The organism is Ruegeria sp. BHSB172 (genome assembly GCF_059613165.1).
In genome coordinates this window covers 160092-176550 of the sequence record NZ_JBXWRZ010000001.1, presented here as the reverse complement: position 1 = coordinate 176550, position 16459 = coordinate 160092, and the positions used below count along the sequence as shown (strand labels likewise).

Genomic DNA, 16459 nt, shown 5'->3' with positions numbered 1-16459 from the left:
AGGGCGTCCTTGCAACTGGCGAATGAAGAACAAGCTGAATACTGGGGAAACTCGGCGTCAGGCACCAAGTGGTTGACCTTCGAGGACAAACTGGACCATATGCTGGCCCCGGTTCTGGACCTGGTTCTGGAGCGCGCCGAACTGACGTCCGGCCTGCGGGTGCTGGACATAGGCTGTGGCACCGGTGCCAGCACGGTCGCTGCGGCGCGCGCAGTCGGACCCGAGGGGCACGTTCTGGGTGCCGATATCTCGGGCCCGTTTCTTGACCGAGCCGCACTGCGTGCCGACGCGGCCGGCCTGCCCAACACCGCGTTTCAACTGGCCGATGCCCAAGTCGCACCGTTCGAGCCGGAATCCCGCGACGTGGCTATTTCGCGTTTTGGGGTGATGTTCTTCGACGATCCAGTCGCCGCTTTTGCCAATATCGCAAGGGCACTGGTTCCGGGCGGACGGATGATCTTTGCCGCCTGGGGGCCGCTGTCCGACAACCCGTGGTTTCGGGTGCCGCATGTGGCCGCCACGGCGCATCTGGGCCACCCACCCAAATACGGACGCCACGCGCCCGGCCCGCTGGCCTTTCAGGACATCGACCGCGTCACCCGCCTGATGACCCAGGCCGGGCTGCGCGATGTTTCCGGCGAACCTGTGACCCTGCGCCTGCCCGGCCTGAACAGCGTCGAGGAAACGGCCAGCCTGTGTACCCGCGTGGGGCCTGCCGCGCGAGTCATCGCGCATTTCGACGGGTCCGAGGACGACGCCCGCATCATCCAGCGCGCAGTTAAAAGCGAATTTGAACGCTTCGTCGTCGATGGTAATCCCGGGCTGCCCGCGGTCATCAACCTGTTTCAGGCCCGCCGCGCCGCCTAAGGCGGCCCCTGGCCGTTGCACCCATTGCGGCCAATGCCGCATCCTGGGCGACCTTTTCCGACCAAGGTCCGTGGCAAAGGGCGATCGGCCGGGCAATAGTGGGGGCAGCATGAAACTACCAAAGCCCGATCTCAGTTCAGGAAATTGGTCCCTGTCCCGCGCCTATCTTGCGGCCAGCGTCGTGGTTATGGGGACCGGCGCTGTCGTAATCGGCGGCTGGGTCACGGGCCGGATCGAAGATGCGGTCGTACAGAACTCTGCCAATTCCGCAGCCCTCTACATGGAAAGCATCCTGTCGCCGCTCAGCCAGGAACTAGCCCACGGCGACAGCCTTTCGGACCCGGCAGCGCGGGCCGTGTCCGAACTGTTCGATCAGCAATCGATGCAAGAGCGGATCGTCTCGTACAAGATATGGAAAAAGGACGGGCTGATCGCCCATGCGTCAGACCCCGACATCATCGGACGCACGTTTCCCCCCACCGACGATCTGAAACGCGCCTGGTCGGGGCAGATCTCGGGTTCGTTCGAGAAACTAGACCGCGCCGAGAACCAGGCCGAGGCCGCGATGGGCATTCCGCTGCTGGAAGTCTACAGCCCCATACGCGAGATCTGGTCCGGCGAGATCATCGCCGTCGGCGAGTTCTATCAGCGCGCGGATCAGTTGCAGACCGACCTGATGCAGGCCAGACGCACCAGTTGGCTGGTGGTGGCCACGACCTTCGGGCTGAGCACGCTGATCCTATACCTGATCGTGGCGGTCGGCGACCGGACGATCCGCACCCAGTCCGACCTGTTGAAGACCCGTCTGGCCGACAGCCTGAAAATGTCGCAACAAAACGCCGACCTGCGCGCGCGGGTGATCGAGGCATCGGACCGGTCAACCGCCCAAACCGACCGCTTTCTGCGCAAACTCGGCGCCGAGCTGCATGACGGCCCGGCCCAGTATCTGGCGTTGGCAGCGCTGCGGTTGGATTCGGCCTTTCCCCAAGACGGGTCCGGCAACAAGGTCGCCCACGAGGTTCACCAATCGATTCAACGCGCGCTGACCGAGATCCGCGCCCTGTCCCGCGGGCTGGCGGCCCCCGACATAGAGACGCTGGACCTTGAGGACGTGATCGTGCGCGCCGCCAGCGACCGGTCGGTTCCCGACGCGCCCGCCCCCGAGTTGTCGATCAGCGGCGACGTGATGCCCGCGTTGTCCTACGCCGAAAAGCTGTGCGTTTTCCGGTTCGTGCAGGAGGCCCTGTCGAATGCCGCCCGTCACGCACAAGGGGCGAAATGCACCGTTACCTGCGCTTCAAGCCCCGACGAGCTGTCGGTGGCGGTCGCTGATGATGGTCCGGGGTTCGATCCGTCAGACGCCATCAAGCTGGGCACCGAGGGCGGTCAGGGCCTGATGGGGCTGCGCGACCGGGTGGAAAGCATCGGAGGGCGTTTCGAGCTCAAAACCGCCCCCGGTGCGGGAACAACGATCAAAATGACTCTGTTTCACAGGCAAGCGAGGCCGAGATGACCACGACAATCGTATTGGCGGACGATCACCCGATTTTTCGGGACGGATTGCGCCGGACATTGGAAGATTCGGGTGAATTCAAGGTGCTGGCGGCCGGCGAGAGCGCCAATGAGGCCGTGCAACTGACCCGAGACCACAAACCCGACCTCGTCATCCTGGACCTGTCCATGCCGGGCGGCGGAATCGCCGCCACGCGGCAGATCGCGGCCATGGAGGATCCACCGCGCATTGCCATTCTGACCGTCTCCGAGGACAGCAACGACGTCGCCGACGCGCTGGAGGCCGGGGCGACGGGTTACATCCTAAAGGGCGTCACGGCCAGCGCCTTGACCGGATCGCTGCGCAGCATCGCCGCCGGCGAAGGGGTCGTGTCCCCCGGGCTGGCCGCGCGGGTCCTGTTCTCGATCGGAAAGAGCAAGACCAAGGCGGCCGAACCTGACGGGCTGAGCGACCTGACGCATCGCGAAGAGGAAATCTTGCGTCGCGTGGCCCAAGGGCTGAGCAATCGCGAAATCGCCGAAGAGCTGACGCTCCAGGAAAAGACCGTAAAGCATTATATGACAAGCATTCTGTCCAAGCTGCATGCCCGAAACCGGGTCGAGGCGGCGCTGATCGCCCACGACGCCTGGAAAACCTGACGCCCAACTGAAAACGGCCCCCGGAAATTCCGGAGGCCGTACTTGGTTTGCTCGACGGCTTGCTCAGTTCGTGATCGCGTTCAACCGCTGCATATCGGCCGAGGTTGCCGGGCGTTCGACCACTGTCCGGTTGTATGGATCCTTCAACTCGTACCGGCCGGCCTCGATTTCCTCTTTCCAGCCATTGGTATAGCGCACCTCGATATTGCTGCCCTGGCGTTCAACCTTGGCTGGCCGGCCACCGGCACTGTTGCCACCAGACGGCACGCTGTTGATGGTCACGCTGTCGGCCAGCGAACGCAGTCGGGTCAAGTCAGAGCCGGTCGCCGGTCGCTCCTCAACCGTACGGTTCTGCGCGTTCTTGCGTTCATAGCGCCCGTTCTCGATTTCTTCCTTGGTGCCGTCTGAATAGCGAATCTCGACGCCGCTGGCGCTGGTTTCAATCTTGGTCACGCGCACCGGGCCATTGCCCGATCCCGACGCGGCAGCGGATCCGCCGCGCTTGCTTTTGCCGCTGCGGGACTTGTCGTCGTCGTCATCATCGTCGTCGTCCCGGTCATCATCGCGGTCATCATCCCGATCGTCGTCTCGGTCATCGTCGCGGTCATCATCCCGATCGTCGTCTCGGTCATCGTCGCGGTCATCATCCCGATCGTCGTCCCGGTCATCGTCGCGGTCGTCGTCACCATCCTTGCCTTTGCCGCTTTTTGCAAAAGCATAGGAGGGATCCACATGGAAACCGGAGTCAAAGTCAAAACTCAGCGAATAGGGGCTGGCGGCGAAGGCTGACGCCAGGGCTGCGGTGCTCAACAACCTTGCGATTTTCGCTTTCACGCTCATCTCGATATCCTTTCCTGTCAAAACGCCCTTCCTGACGCTATTGGGAAAAGGCTAACAGGCTGGGGACACGGCAACATCGGCCCATGGTCGGGCGAATTTTCGGCCCTTGGGACCCTGCCCCACAGGTCTTTCATCCGATCAGGATGCACACGTACCGGCTTGACGCCGAGACAACGCGATTTCGATGTCAATCAATCGCGCGATTGGGGGATGGCCTTGAGATAGCTGGCAATGGCCAGACGATCTGCGTCGCTCAGCTTCGCGGTATTCAGCACCACCTCGGCCATCTCGCCCCCGGCGCTGTCATAGTCCGGCGTGAACCCGGACCTCAGATACTCGGCAATATCCGCTTCGGACCAGTCCAGCTGATCGGGGTCCAGCCCCGGGATGCGCCCCTTTCCGCTGGGATTCGGGGCGCCCTGCAGCCATTTCGACAGGATCAACCCGCCCAGGGCATTGCGCGGGGTATGACATTCTCCGCAATGGCCCAGAGCCTCGACAAGGTAGCGGCCGCGCTGCTGCTGGCCGGACAGATCTCCGTCCATGATCCAGCCAGACCGCAGAAACAGCAGCTTCCACCCTCCCAAGGCCAGCCGCAGATTGAACGGAAAACCTACCTCGTGGGGTGCATTGGGCGTGGCGTCGGCTGGAAGGCTCATCAGGAAGGCATGCAACGAGACGACATCCTGCGGCGCCATCCTGACGTAGGACGCATAGGGGAAGGCTGGGTAATAATGCTGTCGGTCCGGGCTGCTGCCATGCCATAGCGCGCTTGCCAGATCGACGGGCGTCCAATCGCCGATCCCGTGAACCGGATCACTGGATATGTTGGGCGCGACGAAGGTACCGAACGGCGTCGAAAACCTGCGCCCACCGGACAAAACCAGGCGGGTATCGCCCTCGGCCCCGGGTGCCGAATGGCAGGCCGCGCAGCCGGCGGCATGAAACGCCTGTTCACCCTGCGCAATGTCGGGAGCCAGACCGCTCAACCTCGCCGGATCAGCCAAACGCGGGCGGGTCACGAAAAGTCCCGCGCCCACGATCACGGCCGCGCAGGCGGCGGCCGTGAATCCCCATTTTCGCATTCCACCGTTACTCCTTGGGGGCGCGATAGGCCTTGTGGCACGCCGAACACGCCCCGCCCAGAGGCCCCATCGCGGCCTTCAGGGCATCAAGATCCTGCCCGGCGGCCGACTGCATGGCAACAGCGGCTTCGGCCAGGGCCTGCCCCTTGGCGCTGACATCAGGGAAATTCTGCCAGATCGCCGGCAAAGCACGCGAAGACGGATCGCCCGCATTGTCGGTTCCGGCCGGCCACATCGCCGACTGATCGACTTGGGTCAGCGTGGCCAGATTGTTCGCCGCCGCCGCCGCGACCTTGGCATCGTATTCCGCCTCACCCTTGGCCATGGCGCCCAACTGACCGATGTTGAACGCATAAAGCGACATCAGAGACTGCCGCGCCTTAACTGCGGGGTTCTTCGCCTCTTGCGCCATGCTGGTACCTACGATCGCAACCGACAGAAGACCGGCCGCCGCAAAAGAAAGATATTTGGTCATAATTCTGCTCCCTTGTTGAACACACAAAGACTAGCTTGAATAATTTTTCTTGTAATTGTTTGATATTTTGCTGAGCCTGTTCATTTATGAACAAGACAAACTGGGATGACATCCGCTTCGTGCTGGCCGTCCGTCGCCATGGTTCATTGAACGCTGCCGCGACGGCCCTGAACGTTACGCATGCCACGGTCCTGCGCCGGGTCGCTGCGTTCGAGCAGCGCCACGGTTGCCATCTGTTCGGCAAAGCCACGTCCGGCTATGTACCCCGCCCCGAGGCACAGCAGATCTTCGCCGCAATGGAGGATGTCGAAAACGCGGTTCTGGCGCTGGATCGTACGATTGCAGGGGCCGACCGGTCCCCGGTCGGAAAAGTGCGGATCGCTTCGACGGACAGCCTGTGCCAGATCGTGCTGCCATGTATCTTGCGCCGAATCTCGGAACGGTTTCCGGGGCTTGAATTCACTTTGCTCAGCAACAATACGCATCACGACCTGACCCGCCTGACGGCGGATATCGTGGTGCGCCCGTCCCCGGGATTGGATGGCGGCCTGACCGGCCAGATGGCCGGCACACTGCGCTTTGCCGTCTATTACGATGGCACGCCCGGCCAGAAATGGCTGGCCCTGCAAGGCGCGCTGGGCAAGTCGATGCCCGCGCAGTGGATGGCGGACAACATCGCGCCCGCGGCCATCATCAGCGGTGCCGACAGCTTCCTGGTCCTGCGGCAGATGGCTGCCGAAGGAGCGGGCAGGACGTTCCTGCCGACCTTCGTCGGAGACGCCGACCCCAGACTAAAGCGCGACCCCGAAACACCCCCCGGAATGGCCGTGCCCCTTTGGGTCGCCATGCTGGAAGAGATTGCCCACACTCCCCGGTTCGCGCTGGTGCGTGACCAACTGCTGGCACGGCTTAGACCGCTGTTTGCAGCAGAGCACGCCTGACGCTAAAACGAGCGCAACACATTGCAATGTGAGAGAAATCTGGAGCGGGTAGCGGGAATCGAACCCGCGCGTTCAGCTTGGGAAGCTGACAGGCTACCATTACATCATACCCGCCGCAGGAGCTGAAATAGCACCGGATGCGCACCGGGATCAAGCGGCGATCTGCTGGAAAGACGCGTTATTGCCACAGAAAAAGGCCGGGCTGAACACCCGGCCCCGGAACAGCGTCAAACCCACATCAGGCCCGGCGGCGGCGGCCGCCTCCCCGACGGCCACGCGCGCCCTCGCTTTCGGCGCCTGCGGCATCGGCCGGCTTGTTGAACTTGATCCATTCGCCGCCATGCGGGTCGTTGTTGGTCAGCAGGTTGGCGGCGCGGATGGCCTCCATTTCCTTGCCGGCGCGCGGCTTGGTCGAGCCCAGACCGAACATCTGAACGAAGGTTTCGTCGTCCATGCCCTCGGGCAGGATGATGCCCGCCGCCGCAACCTCGGCCCTTTTCTCAGCAATCTTCTTCTGCGCCACCGGCAGCGCCACCGGGTTCATGATGGCCGAGGTCATGCCCGCGCCCATCGCCATCGGCAGGAAGGCGTTGTTGATGCCGTGACGGTTCGGCAGACCGAACGAGATGTTGGACGCACCGCAGGTGGTGTTCACGCCCAGCTCTTCGCGCAGGCGGCGCACCAGGGCAAAGACCTGAAGCCCCGCAGTTGCCATCGCACCGATCGGCATCACCAGCGGGTCCACAACGATGTCGTGGGCCGGAATGCCATAGTCGGCGGCGCGCTGGACGATCTTCTTGGCAACCTCAAAGCGCACGTCGGGATCTTCGGAAATGCCCGTATCGTCGTTCGAGATCGCAACGACCGGCACGTTGTATTTCTTGACCAGCGGCAGCACCAGTTCCAGGCGATCCTCCTCGCCGGTGACCGAGTTCAGCAACGGGCGGCCTTCGGCAGCCTCGAGCCCGGCCTCCAACGCGCCCGGAACCGAACTGTCGATGCACAGCGGCACATCGACCAGACCCTGCACCAGTTCGACGATCTGTTTCATCAGCGGCGGTTCGGTCTCGTTCGGGTTGGGGTTCGAGTTGTAAACCACGCCCGCGTTGATATCGAGCACGGTCGCCCCGGCCGCCACCTGCGCCAGCGCGTCCTGCTCAACGGTCGAGAAATCGCCCGCTTCCAGCTCGGCTGCCAGCTTCTTGCGGCCGGTGGGGTTGATCCGCTCGCCGATCACGCAGAACGGCTGATCGAAGCCGATGATCGCGGTTTTGGTCTTTGATTCTACGACTGTACGGGTCATGTCCGGTCCTTAAGCGTTTGCAGGCTTCGTCGAGGCGCCGCCGTTTTCGATGGCCCAGTTGGCATTGGTCTTGATGCCGCCAAGCGGGAAGAAGTGTACGTTGGTGATGTTGAAGTCGGGGTTGGCCGCCTTGTGCTGGGCCAATTCGGTAATCACGTCGGTCGGCTCGTAGGGCAGCAGCAGCTTGGACACGTCCGTGGCGCGCTTCTGCAGCACCTTCAGCGACGGGCCCACGCCGCAGGCGATCGCGAATTTGATCAGCGTCTGCAGCTTGGCCGGACCGGCGATGCCGATGTGGATCGGCAGGTCGATCCCGGCCGCCTTCAGGCCTTCGGCCCATGCGATGATCGGCTTGGCGTCAAAGGCAAACTGGGTGGCCAGCGCCATTTCGGCGTCGGTGGTTTCGCTGAATTTCTGCTTCCAGCGCAACGCCTCGTCCACGTTTTTGGTCGAGCCGTCCGGGTCGATATCCTTGTTGCCCTCGGGGTGACCTGCGACGTGCAGACGCTTGAAGCCCGCCTTGTCGAACAGTCCCGTCTCAAGCAACTGCATCGAGCTGTCGAACTCGCCATGCGGCTTGTCCACGCCCCCGGCCAGCAGCAGCGCCTGATCGACGCCGGCCTCGCCCTGATACATGGCGATCCAGTTCTCCAGCGTCGCCCCGTCCTTGATGATGCGGGCCGGGAAATGCGGCATGACCGGGTAGCCCTCGGCCGAGATCCGCTTGGCGGTCTTGACCATGTCCTCGATCGGCGTGCCCTCGATATGGGCGATGTAGACGCGCGTGCCTTCGGGCAGCAGATCGCGAAAATCTTCGACCTTCTCGGCGGTGCGCGGCATCACCTCGATCGAATACCCTTTCAGAAAGGCTTCGACGGCAGGGTTCACCGGGGCCTTTTCGGCCGCATCACGTTTCTTGAAGTTCAGCAAAGCCATCGCGGCCTCCCATAAAGATCTGGGGCTCATGCCCAACCGTCATTTCCGATCAGGGCCTTGAGGCGATCCTGATCGTATTCCGTTTCCAGGCGCAGCGCCTGGGCCTCGGCGATCTCGGCCGGGTCGCCCTCAACCTCGAACGGCTCGGCCTTGCGCCACTCGGCCAGGTAGGCGTCGCTGTCCTTGGCGTTCACCTTCATGGCGGCGCGGTCGATGGCCTGTTCGAACCGTTCCGACAATTGCCGCTTGGCCCCGCGCCGGCCCTTGCCGACGATGACCTGAGCGGGAATGTCGCGCCAGTATACGATGGTGACGTCAGGCATTGATCGTGATTCCTCCTAACCAGATGGTCCGGTTCTAAACGGCAATGTGGGGCCGGGTCGGTCGGATTTCGACACCCGGCGCTGTTCCAGCGACCTTTTCGCCCCCTTGGGATACAGCGCCTCGGGTCGTCTCTCCAGTGCCGAGGGGCATCAAAATCCTCATGACCTTAATGAGCATCTTGCACGTCGGACGCCCGCAACCTAATGTCGGGGTAACTCGTAAATCGGAGGGCGTGACGATGGCGCCCAAGCGTCCCAAAGGTGCGGGCGCGTTCCCGAAAGTGGTCGAAAGCCCCGCGCCGGCAAGACCCGATCCAGATGCGCTGTATGCGGCGCTGGATCTGGGAACAAATAGCTGCCGCATGTTGATCGCCCAGCCCAAGGGCAGCGGGTTCCATGTGGTGGACAGCTTCTCGAAGTCCGTGCAACTGGGCTCGGGGCTTGAACGGACCGGACGTCTGTCGCGGTCCTCTATGGCGCGCACCATTCAAGCCTTGCGCATCTGCCAGCAGAAGCTGAAGCGAAACAAGGTCAAGCGCATGCGGCTGGTGGCGACCGAAGCCTGCCGTCGCGCCCGGAACGCGCGCGACTTCATCCGGCAGGTGAAACGCGAAACCGGCCTGACCTTGGAGATCATCCAACCCGAGGAAGAGGCGCGCCTGGCCGTGATTTCATGCGCGCCGCTGGTCAGCACCAAGACCGAGCAGCTGCTGGTGGTCGATATCGGCGGCGGCTCGACCGAGCTGGTCTGGATCGACCTGTCCTCGGTGCCGCGGCGCGACCGGCCATCGGCGATCATGCGGTTGCACAACGGGTTCCACACCGCCGACAGCCCCTTTCCTGCGGCCAAGGTGGTGGACTGGATCAGCGTGCCGCTGGGCGTGGCCACCCTGCGCGACCAATTCCACGATGTCGAGGACGACGCCGCCCGGTTCGCGCTGATGAGCTGGTTCTTCGAAGAAAACCTGGCCGATTTCGCCCCCTACAAGGATGAACAGGCCCGCGAGGGGTTCCAGATCGTCGGCACCAGCGGCACAGTCACGACGGTCGCGGCCTCGCATCTGGGGTTGAAGCGTTATGACCGCACCAAGGTGGACGGGCTGCGCATGACCAGTGATCAGATTGACAAGGTGATACGCGGCTATCTAGAACTCGGCCCTCAGGGTCGGCGCCGCGATCCGCGCATCGGCGAGGACCGGCAGGCCCTGATCATGTCCGGCTCGGCCATTTTGCAGGCGCTGCTGCGCTGCTGGCCCACCGACCGCCTTTCGGTTGCGGATCGGGGGCTGCGCGAGGGTCTGCTCTATGCCCAGATGAGCGCGGACGGGGTATTGGAAGACGGACCGTTCTGATGGCGAAGACACCAACCGGCAAAAACACCTCGGGGCGCGGGCAGCGTGACCTGAAGGTCAAGGTCAAGACCGCACGCGGGCGCAAGCTCAGCTCGACCCGTTGGTTGCAGCGGCAGCTGAACGACCCCTATGTGAAACGGGCGCAGGCCGAGGGGTATCGCGGGCGCGCGGCCTACAAGATCATGGAGTTGGACGACAAATACCGGTTCCTGGTGCCGGGCGCGCGGGTCGTCGATCTGGGCTGTGCGCCGGGGGGCTGGTGCCAGGTCGCGGTCAAACGCGTGAACGCGCTGGGCGAGAAATCGGGCAAGCGGATCGGCACCGTTCTGGGCATCGACCTGCAAGAGGTCGAACCCATCGCCGGTGCCGAGATCCATCAGTTGGACTTCATGGAAGACGACGCCGACGAGAAGGTCAAAGCCTGGCTGGGCGGCAAGGCCGACGTGGTCATGTCGGACATGGCCGCCGCGTCGTCGGGGCACAAGCAAACCGACCACCTGCGCATTATCGCCCTGTGTGAAACCGCCGCCTATTTCGCCTTCGACGTTCTGGAACAGGGCGGCACCTTTGTCGCCAAGGTTCTGGCAGGCGGGGCCGAGGGCGACCTGCAGAAACTGCTGAAACAGAAGTTCGAGAAGGTCGCGAACGTCAAGCCGCCGGCGTCTCGGTCGGACAGTTCCGAGAAATTCGTGGTTGCCACCGGGTTCCGGGGCTGAGCTTAAATGTCTTCCGCGGTTTTTGCGCCCGCGAACTGCTGTTCCCGCAGGGATGCGGTAGCCAACCCCAGCAGCATCAACGCGTCGCCATGCCCGAGATAGACGACGGGACGGCTGCGCAGGGATTCGATCCGTTGAACCAGCGCCGGGTCGCGTGGCATCGCGGCTTTCTCGGACCTCGTGGGCGGGAATGTCGAATGCAGCATGGTACACCCATCACCAAACGGGCCTTTTGCCCTCGGCGAAGGGATAGGTCGGAAATCTGCCGTCAAGATGGCAGGATCGGGGAAGTTCGGTGCCGGGTCAGCGGCCCAGTTGATCGGCCAGCGCCCCAAGCGCCGCGCTGTCGGGCAGAACCTTCAGCCCCTCGCGCAGAACGGCGCGCGCGGCCTCGACGCCGCGATTGATCTGCGCCAGTTGGACCAGCATCGGCCAGGCCTCTTCGCGCTGGGGATCCAGGGTCACCACCTGACGAAAGGCCTGTTCGGCCGCCGACGCGTTGCGCAGCGTCAGCGCCATGCCACCCAAAACCAGATGCGTTTCGGGGAAGTCCAGCCGGTTCGACAAAGTGCGCTGCCAATCAGCCATGGCTTCGCGCGCGTTGGTGCGCTGCAACGGGGTCAGCGCCTGCCCGGGTACGGTCAGGAATTCCTTGGCGGCCGACAGCCGGACGGACCGGACCGAGTCGGACAGCAACGGGGACAGCCGGTCGATCCGGTCTGGCAGGTCGGCGGACCGTTGCAGCGGAACCGCATTGGCCCGCACCAGCGGGTCGGCATCCGCCAGCAGACCGGCAGTGGTCGCCGCCAGATCCGCAGACCCATGCTGTTGCAGCAGATAGGCCGCGGTGGCCCGCACGATGCCCGGCTGATCCACGTCCAGTGCGATCGCCATCAGAGCTTTGGGGTCGGCGCCCTGACCGGAAAAGGCCGGCGCGAAGACCGTGCCGAAATGCGGCCGGCGGTGGGCCGGGTCCGGGTACCACGCGTCGATCGTGGCAGCAGCCCATGGCTGATCCCGATCGCTGTGGCAATCGGTACAGGCGTCCGCGCCGAGGCCCAGATCGGGGCGCGGCACACGGAAACTGTGGTCGCGCCTGCCATCGACACCCATGTAGACCCGCTCGATCATGTGGCAGCTTTTGCATTGCGCCCCCTCGCCCCCAGGCGTGTGGCGATGGTGCGCGGGATCGTCGTACAGCGCCTTGCGCAGGGTCGGAAAATCGGGATTGCCCGCCGGGGAATGGCACTGCGTGCAGACGGCGTTGCCCTCGGCCTTCAAGGTTGCGCCGTGCGCCTCGTGGCAATTCAGACAGCCAACGCCCTTCGCGTACATCTTTGATTGCAGAAACGAGCCGTAGACATAGACCTCGTCCATGATCTGGCCATCGGGCTGGTAAAGACCGGGACGCAGAAGGGCCAGATTGTAGGCATCGTGGAACGGTATGCCCGGCAGCGGATTTCCATCCGCGAACGCCTCGCGGCGGGAATGGCAGGAGGCGCATTGCTGAATCTCGGCCTCGGTGTCCCCCCTGCCCCAGCGCATAGAAAACCCGAACGCGTCCAGCCCAGCAGGCATGGTCTGGCCACGGGCCCACTCCAGATGGGCCGAGCCCGGACCGTGGCAGGCCTCGCACCCCACGCCGATCTCGGACTGAGTCGAGGCATAGCTCTGCGTCTGCACGTCAAAGTTCTTCTTGAACTCGGTCGCGTGACATTCAGCGCAGCGGGCGTTCCAGGTCTTGTAGGAGCCCGTCCAGTGCAACCCGTCGTCCGGGGGCAGATCCTGATCCGGGTAGAGGTGGTACCAGCGTTTTTCCACCGTGTCCCAGACCACGTCGAAGCTCTGCAATCGGCCGGGTTCGGTTTCGAACAGATATTGCTGCAACGGCTCGATGCCCACGACGGAGTGGACCCTGTATGTCCGCGTTTGGCCGTCCTGCTCGGTCACGTCTGCGATGTAGACGCCATCTTCCTGTCGGAACTCGACCGCCATGCCGTTGTCCGCGAATGTCGTGCCGTCGAAATCGGCCACCACGTTTTCAGGAGTGGGCGCGGTCCAGGCCTTGGCGTGATGGGACCCGATCCACGCTTGCACTTGTTCGTCATGGCAATCGCGGCAGGCTTCCGAGCCGACATAGTCCTGCGCCACCGTTGGCCCGGCAAGCAGGATGCAGGCCAAGGAGATTGCGGATGCCCATGCGGCGTGCGGCCAAATCGTCATACGTTTCCGACCTCGTCCTGATTGTCGATATCCATCAGCGCACCGTTGAATTCGGCGCCAAAGATCATGATGGCCGCGCTCAGATACAGAAAGATCAATGCGGCCATGGCGCCGGCCAGCCCCGCATAGGTGGCGCTGTAGCTTGCGAACTGACCGACATAGAGCGAGAACGCCAGCCCGCCGGCCAGCCACAAACCCAGCGTCAACAGCACGCCAGGAAGGATCTGGCGCAGCGAATGCCGGCCGACCGGCAGAACCAGATGGGCCAGCAGCACCGTCAGTGCCGGGACCGCCACGGCGAAGGTCCACCGCAGGCGTTCGACCGACAACCAGTCAGCGACATTCACTGACGTCTTCTCGGACATCAGGCGGGAATAGATCGGCAACAGCAGTTCAACCGCCGCAACGATCAAAATCGCGGCGCCACCCAGAATGACCAGCCCCAGACAGAACAGGCGCGTTTTCCAGAACGGCCAGCTGTCGGTGTCGTGATAGGCCTGATTGATGGCCGCCCGAACGGCTACTACTCCGTTCGACGCGAAATAGACGGCAAGCACTGCACCCAAGGTGATCGTTCCCGACCCTGCCCCGTTCAAAACCGCGCGAAGTTCGGCCACGATCGGCTCGGCCACGTCCTTGGGCCAGACGCCGAAAATCAGGCCGATCATCTCGTCGGTGACATAGTCCTGCGACAGCAGGCCGGCCAGAGACACAGTGAACAGGGCAAAGGGAAACAGCGCCAGCATCAGAGACATGGCGACATGGCTGCTCATGACGAACCCGTTCTTGTCGTCGAAGCGCCGGACGGCCAGCCAAAGCGCCCGAACGAAACGGCCCAAAACGGGAATCAGGACTTGTGTCATGTGGAAACCCTAGCCTGCAACTCACGACGAAAGAACCGGCCAATGCGTCAATTGCACGAGAATTTTCCGAATAACTGTTTGGCCCGATTGCACAAAGCCTGCCGTCCGTGCAGGATCGCCATTGGACAATACCGTTGCAACCAGCTCGCGCTGGAACAGCCGAGGCCCGAATGACGAAATCCGCTCCGCCGACCCGCACACCGCTGAGGTTGAGTGTCGTTCGCGACGTCACCATCGTGCTGACCCTAGTGGTGCTGGGGCTTTACGCAGGTGCAAGTTTTCTGGTTCCGCTGACCATGGCGCTGTTGATCAACGTGCTGATCATAGCGCTCAGCGACCGTGTGATCGCTCTGACCCGCGCGCCGGTGTGGCTGGCAAATCTGGCTGCCGTCACGGTGGTTCTGGCCGGCCTGTTCATGATCACCTACATCCTGGGCAGTCAGGCCACGCAGTTCGCACGGACCGCGGGCGACTACGAAAACCAGCTCGACGGCGTTATCAACCGCGTGACCGGCCTGGTCGGGAACGATGTGACCGCCTTTGTGCGCGACAATCTGATCAGCATGGACATGGCCTCGGTCGCGCGGGTTCTGCTGGGCAGCGCCACCTCGATGCTGAACCAGTTTTTCCTGATCAGCCTGTATGTCGCCTTCCTGATGGCCGAGCGGCTGGCCTTCCGCAAAAAGCTGAAGATCGCGGCCGGAAATCCCGTCACCGGGGGCGACCTTTCCACGGTTCTGGATGCGATAACCTTCAGTCTGCAGCGCTATGTCGGGGTCAAGACCTTCATCAGCCTTGTCACGGCCGGGATCAGCTATACCATCTTTCGGGCTCTGGGGCTGGAATACGCGGAAACTTGGGCCGTTCTGACCTTTGCGCTGAACTTCATCCCGTCGATCGGCTCGATCATCGCGGTTGTCTTTCCGGCGATGATCGCCCTTGTTCAGTTCGAAACGCTCGGCCCCTTCCTGGTGATCGTGTTCGGGTGCGGCACGATCCAATTCCTGATCGGCAACTTCCTGGATCCGGCCCTGCTGGGCCGTTCGCTGAACATGTCAACCTTTCTGGTGATTCTGGCGCTGACCTTCTGGACCACGGTCTGGGGTCTGATCGGCGCGTTTCTCAGCGTTCCGTTGACTGTGTGCATTCTGATCATCTTCAGCCACATACCGGCCCTGCGCCCCGTCGCCGTTTTGATGTCGTTGGACGGGCGCCTGGCCGAGGACGTCAAGTCGCCGCGTGCCTGACTTCGGTTGAACACCCTGAAATCAGGGGTGGATCGGCCATGAATGCGCTGCTAGCCTCCAAATATTGCAATGGCTTGGCCGAATGATCCACCGGGTCTGGCGCGAAGTGTTTGGATGACCGTTTGTGATGATTGGACCGCCATGACACCGCTTGACCAAATCAACGATCTGAAAGCCCGGATGGCCCGATCGATCATCGGACAGACAGAGGTCATCGACCGCCTTCTGATCGGCCTGCTGGCCAACGGGAACCTGCTGATCGAAGGTTTGCCCGGCCTCGCTAAAACTCGTGCAGTAAAGGCGATGGCCCGCAATCTTGATGCCGAATTCAGCCGCATCCAGTTCACGCCCGACCTGCTGCCGTCCGACGTCACAGGGACCGAGGTCTATACCCAGACCGAAGCAGGCGGCACCTTCCGGTTCGAGCCCGGCCCGATCTTCGCCAATATCGTCCTGGCGGACGAGATCAACCGCGCGCCGGCCAAGGTTCAGGCCGCGCTGCTTGAGGCGATGGAGGAACGGCAGGTCACCGTGTCCGGCACCACCCACAAGATGGAGCCGCTGTTCATCGTGATGGCCACCCAGAACCCGATCGAACAGGAAGGAACCTATCCGCTGCCCGAGGCGCAGATGGACCGGTTCCTGATGCATGTAAAGATCACCTACCCCCCGGTCGAGGACGAGGTGCTGGTGATCCGTCTGGTCCGCGGCGAGGACACCGCCGCCAATTCCGGGACCACTGCCGAGAAACCGTCACCAATCCCGCAGGATGCCGTTTTTGCCGCCCGGCAGCAGATCGGGCAAATGCATGTCTCGGATGCGATGGATCGGTACATGGCCGATCTTGTTCAGGCGACCCGGACGCCGTCCGCGCTCAGCGATGACCTCGCCGCGTGGATCGAGATCGGCGCCAGTCCGCGGGCATCGCTGGCGCTGGACAAGTGCGGCCGGGCCCATGCCTGGATGAACGGGCGCGATTATGTCGACCCGGCCGACATCCGTGCCATTGCCCATGACGTGTTCCGCCACCGTATCACGCTGAGTTTCGAAGCGCAGGGCGACGCCAAGACCGCCGATGACGTGATCGACGAGATCCTGAAGCTCGTCGCCCTGCCCTGATCGTAACAAAGGAGAGCC

The 16459-nt window shown here is 63.1% G+C and carries 17 protein-coding genes and 1 tRNA gene; 8 read left to right on the top strand and 10 right to left on the bottom strand.

Annotated elements, in window-relative coordinates; genetic code table 11:
- The first annotated feature begins 9 nt into the window (after positions 1–9).
- From AC2FM3_RS00860 to AC2FM3_RS00850, 3 genes are all read left to right on the top strand, one after another.
- Entirely contained in the window at positions 10–867 is an 858-nt protein-coding gene (locus AC2FM3_RS00860) for a class I SAM-dependent methyltransferase (protein WP_496678302.1), read from the top strand.
- Positions 868–976: 109 nt separating this feature from the next.
- Positions 977–2380, top strand: coding sequence for a sensor histidine kinase (locus AC2FM3_RS00855; RefSeq protein WP_496678299.1), 1404 nt, complete (start codon positions 977–979; stop codon positions 2378–2380).
- Entirely contained in the window at positions 2377–3018 is a 642-nt protein-coding gene (locus AC2FM3_RS00850) for a response regulator (protein WP_496678297.1), read from the top strand. The genes AC2FM3_RS00855 and AC2FM3_RS00850 overlap by 4 nt, the downstream gene beginning before the upstream one ends.
- A 63-nt stretch (positions 3019–3081) precedes the next feature.
- Here the strand turns inward: AC2FM3_RS00850 and AC2FM3_RS00845 are convergent, their stop codons facing one another.
- From AC2FM3_RS00845 to AC2FM3_RS00835, 3 genes are all read right to left on the bottom strand, one after another.
- Positions 3082–3858, bottom strand: coding sequence for a hypothetical protein (locus tag AC2FM3_RS00845; protein WP_496678296.1), 777 nt, complete (start codon positions 3856–3858; stop codon positions 3082–3084).
- Between the two features lie 191 nt (positions 3859–4049).
- Entirely contained in the window at positions 4050–4943 is an 894-nt protein-coding gene (locus tag AC2FM3_RS00840; RefSeq protein WP_496678294.1) for a c-type cytochrome, read from the bottom strand.
- A gap of 7 nt (positions 4944–4950) precedes the next feature.
- Positions 4951–5418: a c-type cytochrome gene (locus AC2FM3_RS00835; protein ID WP_496678291.1), complete on the bottom strand. Its 468-nt coding sequence runs from the start codon at positions 5416–5418 to the stop codon at positions 4951–4953.
- A gap of 86 nt (positions 5419–5504) precedes the next feature.
- On the opposite strand from AC2FM3_RS00835, the gene AC2FM3_RS00830 reads away from it, so the two are divergent.
- Entirely contained in the window at positions 5505–6359 is an 855-nt protein-coding gene (locus AC2FM3_RS00830; RefSeq protein ID WP_496678288.1) for a LysR family transcriptional regulator, read from the top strand.
- 40 nt (positions 6360–6399) lie between these two features.
- On the opposite strand, the gene AC2FM3_RS00825 is transcribed toward AC2FM3_RS00830, so the two are convergent.
- The 4 genes from AC2FM3_RS00825 to AC2FM3_RS00810 all read right to left on the bottom strand — a co-directional run bounded on the left by AC2FM3_RS00825 (position 6400) and on the right by AC2FM3_RS00810 (position 8921).
- Positions 6400–6473, bottom strand: a tRNA-Gly gene (locus tag AC2FM3_RS00825).
- 124 nt (positions 6474–6597) lie between these two features.
- Complete coding sequence (locus AC2FM3_RS00820; RefSeq protein ID WP_496678286.1) at positions 6598–7662, bottom strand: methyltetrahydrofolate cobalamin methyltransferase; 1065 nt, start codon at positions 7660–7662, stop codon at positions 6598–6600.
- Between the two features lie 9 nt (positions 7663–7671).
- Positions 7672–8598, bottom strand: a complete 927-nt coding sequence (locus AC2FM3_RS00815) for a methylenetetrahydrofolate reductase (RefSeq protein ID WP_496678362.1) — start codon at positions 8596–8598, stop codon at positions 7672–7674.
- 26 nt (positions 8599–8624) lie between these two features.
- Positions 8625–8921 (bottom strand): virulence factor, encoded by a 297-nt coding sequence (locus AC2FM3_RS00810; protein ID WP_490360414.1) that lies wholly within the window; start codon positions 8919–8921, stop codon positions 8625–8627.
- Between the two features lie 239 nt (positions 8922–9160).
- Between AC2FM3_RS00810 and AC2FM3_RS00805 the strand changes: the two genes are divergently transcribed.
- Both AC2FM3_RS00805 and AC2FM3_RS00800 read left to right on the top strand, forming a co-directional pair.
- Complete coding sequence (locus tag AC2FM3_RS00805; protein WP_149774380.1) at positions 9161–10273, top strand: Ppx/GppA phosphatase family protein; 1113 nt, start codon at positions 9161–9163, stop codon at positions 10271–10273.
- A complete protein-coding gene (locus AC2FM3_RS00800) occupies positions 10273–10989 on the top strand; it encodes an RlmE family RNA methyltransferase (protein ID WP_149774381.1) in 717 nt (238 codons plus the stop codon). Before AC2FM3_RS00805 ends, AC2FM3_RS00800 begins: the two co-directional genes overlap by 1 nt.
- Before the next feature lie 2 nt (positions 10990–10991).
- On the opposite strand, the gene AC2FM3_RS00795 is transcribed toward AC2FM3_RS00800, so the two are convergent.
- The 3 genes from AC2FM3_RS00795 to AC2FM3_RS00785 all read right to left on the bottom strand — a co-directional run bounded on the left by AC2FM3_RS00795 (position 10992) and on the right by AC2FM3_RS00785 (position 14075).
- Positions 10992–11195, bottom strand: a complete 204-nt coding sequence (locus tag AC2FM3_RS00795; RefSeq protein WP_496678283.1) for a hypothetical protein — start codon at positions 11193–11195, stop codon at positions 10992–10994.
- Positions 11196–11292: 97 nt separating this feature from the next.
- A complete protein-coding gene (locus AC2FM3_RS00790; RefSeq protein WP_496678281.1) occupies positions 11293–13212 on the bottom strand; it encodes a multiheme c-type cytochrome in 1920 nt (639 codons plus the stop codon).
- Positions 13209–14075, bottom strand: coding sequence for a YihY/virulence factor BrkB family protein (locus tag AC2FM3_RS00785; RefSeq protein WP_496678279.1), 867 nt, complete (start codon positions 14073–14075; stop codon positions 13209–13211). The genes AC2FM3_RS00790 and AC2FM3_RS00785 overlap by 4 nt, the downstream gene beginning before the upstream one ends.
- A gap of 170 nt (positions 14076–14245) precedes the next feature.
- Between AC2FM3_RS00785 and AC2FM3_RS00780 the strand changes: the two genes are divergently transcribed.
- Positions 14246–15322: an AI-2E family transporter gene (locus AC2FM3_RS00780; RefSeq protein ID WP_496678277.1), complete on the top strand. Its 1077-nt coding sequence runs from the start codon at positions 14246–14248 to the stop codon at positions 15320–15322.
- Between the two features lie 141 nt (positions 15323–15463).
- On the top strand, positions 15464–16441 hold the full coding sequence (locus tag AC2FM3_RS00775) for an AAA family ATPase (RefSeq protein ID WP_496678275.1): 978 nt from the start codon (positions 15464–15466) through the stop codon (positions 16439–16441).
- Positions 16442–16459: the final 18 nt, after the last annotated feature.

Bases quoted from the DNA above. Each gene is read 5' to 3' on its own strand.
- AC2FM3_RS00845 (WP_496678296.1), bottom strand. From the start codon at position 3,858: ATGAGCGTGAAAGCGAAAATCGCAAGGTTGTTGAGCACCGCAGCCCTG.
- AC2FM3_RS00790 (WP_496678281.1), bottom strand. From the start codon at position 13,212: ATGACGATTTGGCCGCACGCCGCATGGGCATCCGCAATCTCCTTGGCC.
- AC2FM3_RS00810 (WP_490360414.1), bottom strand. From the start codon at position 8,921: ATGCCTGACGTCACCATCGTATACTGGCGCGACATTCCCGCTCAGGTC.
- AC2FM3_RS00805 (WP_149774380.1), top strand. From the start codon at position 9,161: ATGGCGCCCAAGCGTCCCAAAGGTGCGGGCGCGTTCCCGAAAGTGGTC.
- AC2FM3_RS00800 (WP_149774381.1), top strand. From the start codon at position 10,273: ATGGCGAAGACACCAACCGGCAAAAACACCTCGGGGCGCGGGCAGCGT.
- AC2FM3_RS00820 (WP_496678286.1), bottom strand. From the start codon at position 7,662: ATGACCCGTACAGTCGTAGAATCAAAGACCAAAACCGCGATCATCGGC.
- AC2FM3_RS00855 (WP_496678299.1), top strand. From the start codon at position 977: ATGAAACTACCAAAGCCCGATCTCAGTTCAGGAAATTGGTCCCTGTCC.
- AC2FM3_RS00835 (WP_496678291.1), bottom strand. From the start codon at position 5,418: ATGACCAAATATCTTTCTTTTGCGGCGGCCGGTCTTCTGTCGGTTGCG.
- AC2FM3_RS00815 (WP_496678362.1), bottom strand. From the start codon at position 8,598: ATGGCTTTGCTGAACTTCAAGAAACGTGATGCGGCCGAAAAGGCCCCG.
- AC2FM3_RS00840 (WP_496678294.1), bottom strand. From the start codon at position 4,943: ATGCGAAAATGGGGATTCACGGCCGCCGCCTGCGCGGCCGTGATCGTG.
- AC2FM3_RS00830 (WP_496678288.1), top strand. From the start codon at position 5,505: ATGAACAAGACAAACTGGGATGACATCCGCTTCGTGCTGGCCGTCCGT.
- AC2FM3_RS00795 (WP_496678283.1), bottom strand. From the start codon at position 11,195: ATGCTGCATTCGACATTCCCGCCCACGAGGTCCGAGAAAGCCGCGATG.
- AC2FM3_RS00775 (WP_496678275.1), top strand. From the start codon at position 15,464: ATGACACCGCTTGACCAAATCAACGATCTGAAAGCCCGGATGGCCCGA.
- AC2FM3_RS00785 (WP_496678279.1), bottom strand. From the start codon at position 14,075: ATGACACAAGTCCTGATTCCCGTTTTGGGCCGTTTCGTTCGGGCGCTT.
- AC2FM3_RS00780 (WP_496678277.1), top strand. From the start codon at position 14,246: ATGACGAAATCCGCTCCGCCGACCCGCACACCGCTGAGGTTGAGTGTC.
- AC2FM3_RS00850 (WP_496678297.1), top strand. From the start codon at position 2,377: ATGACCACGACAATCGTATTGGCGGACGATCACCCGATTTTTCGGGAC.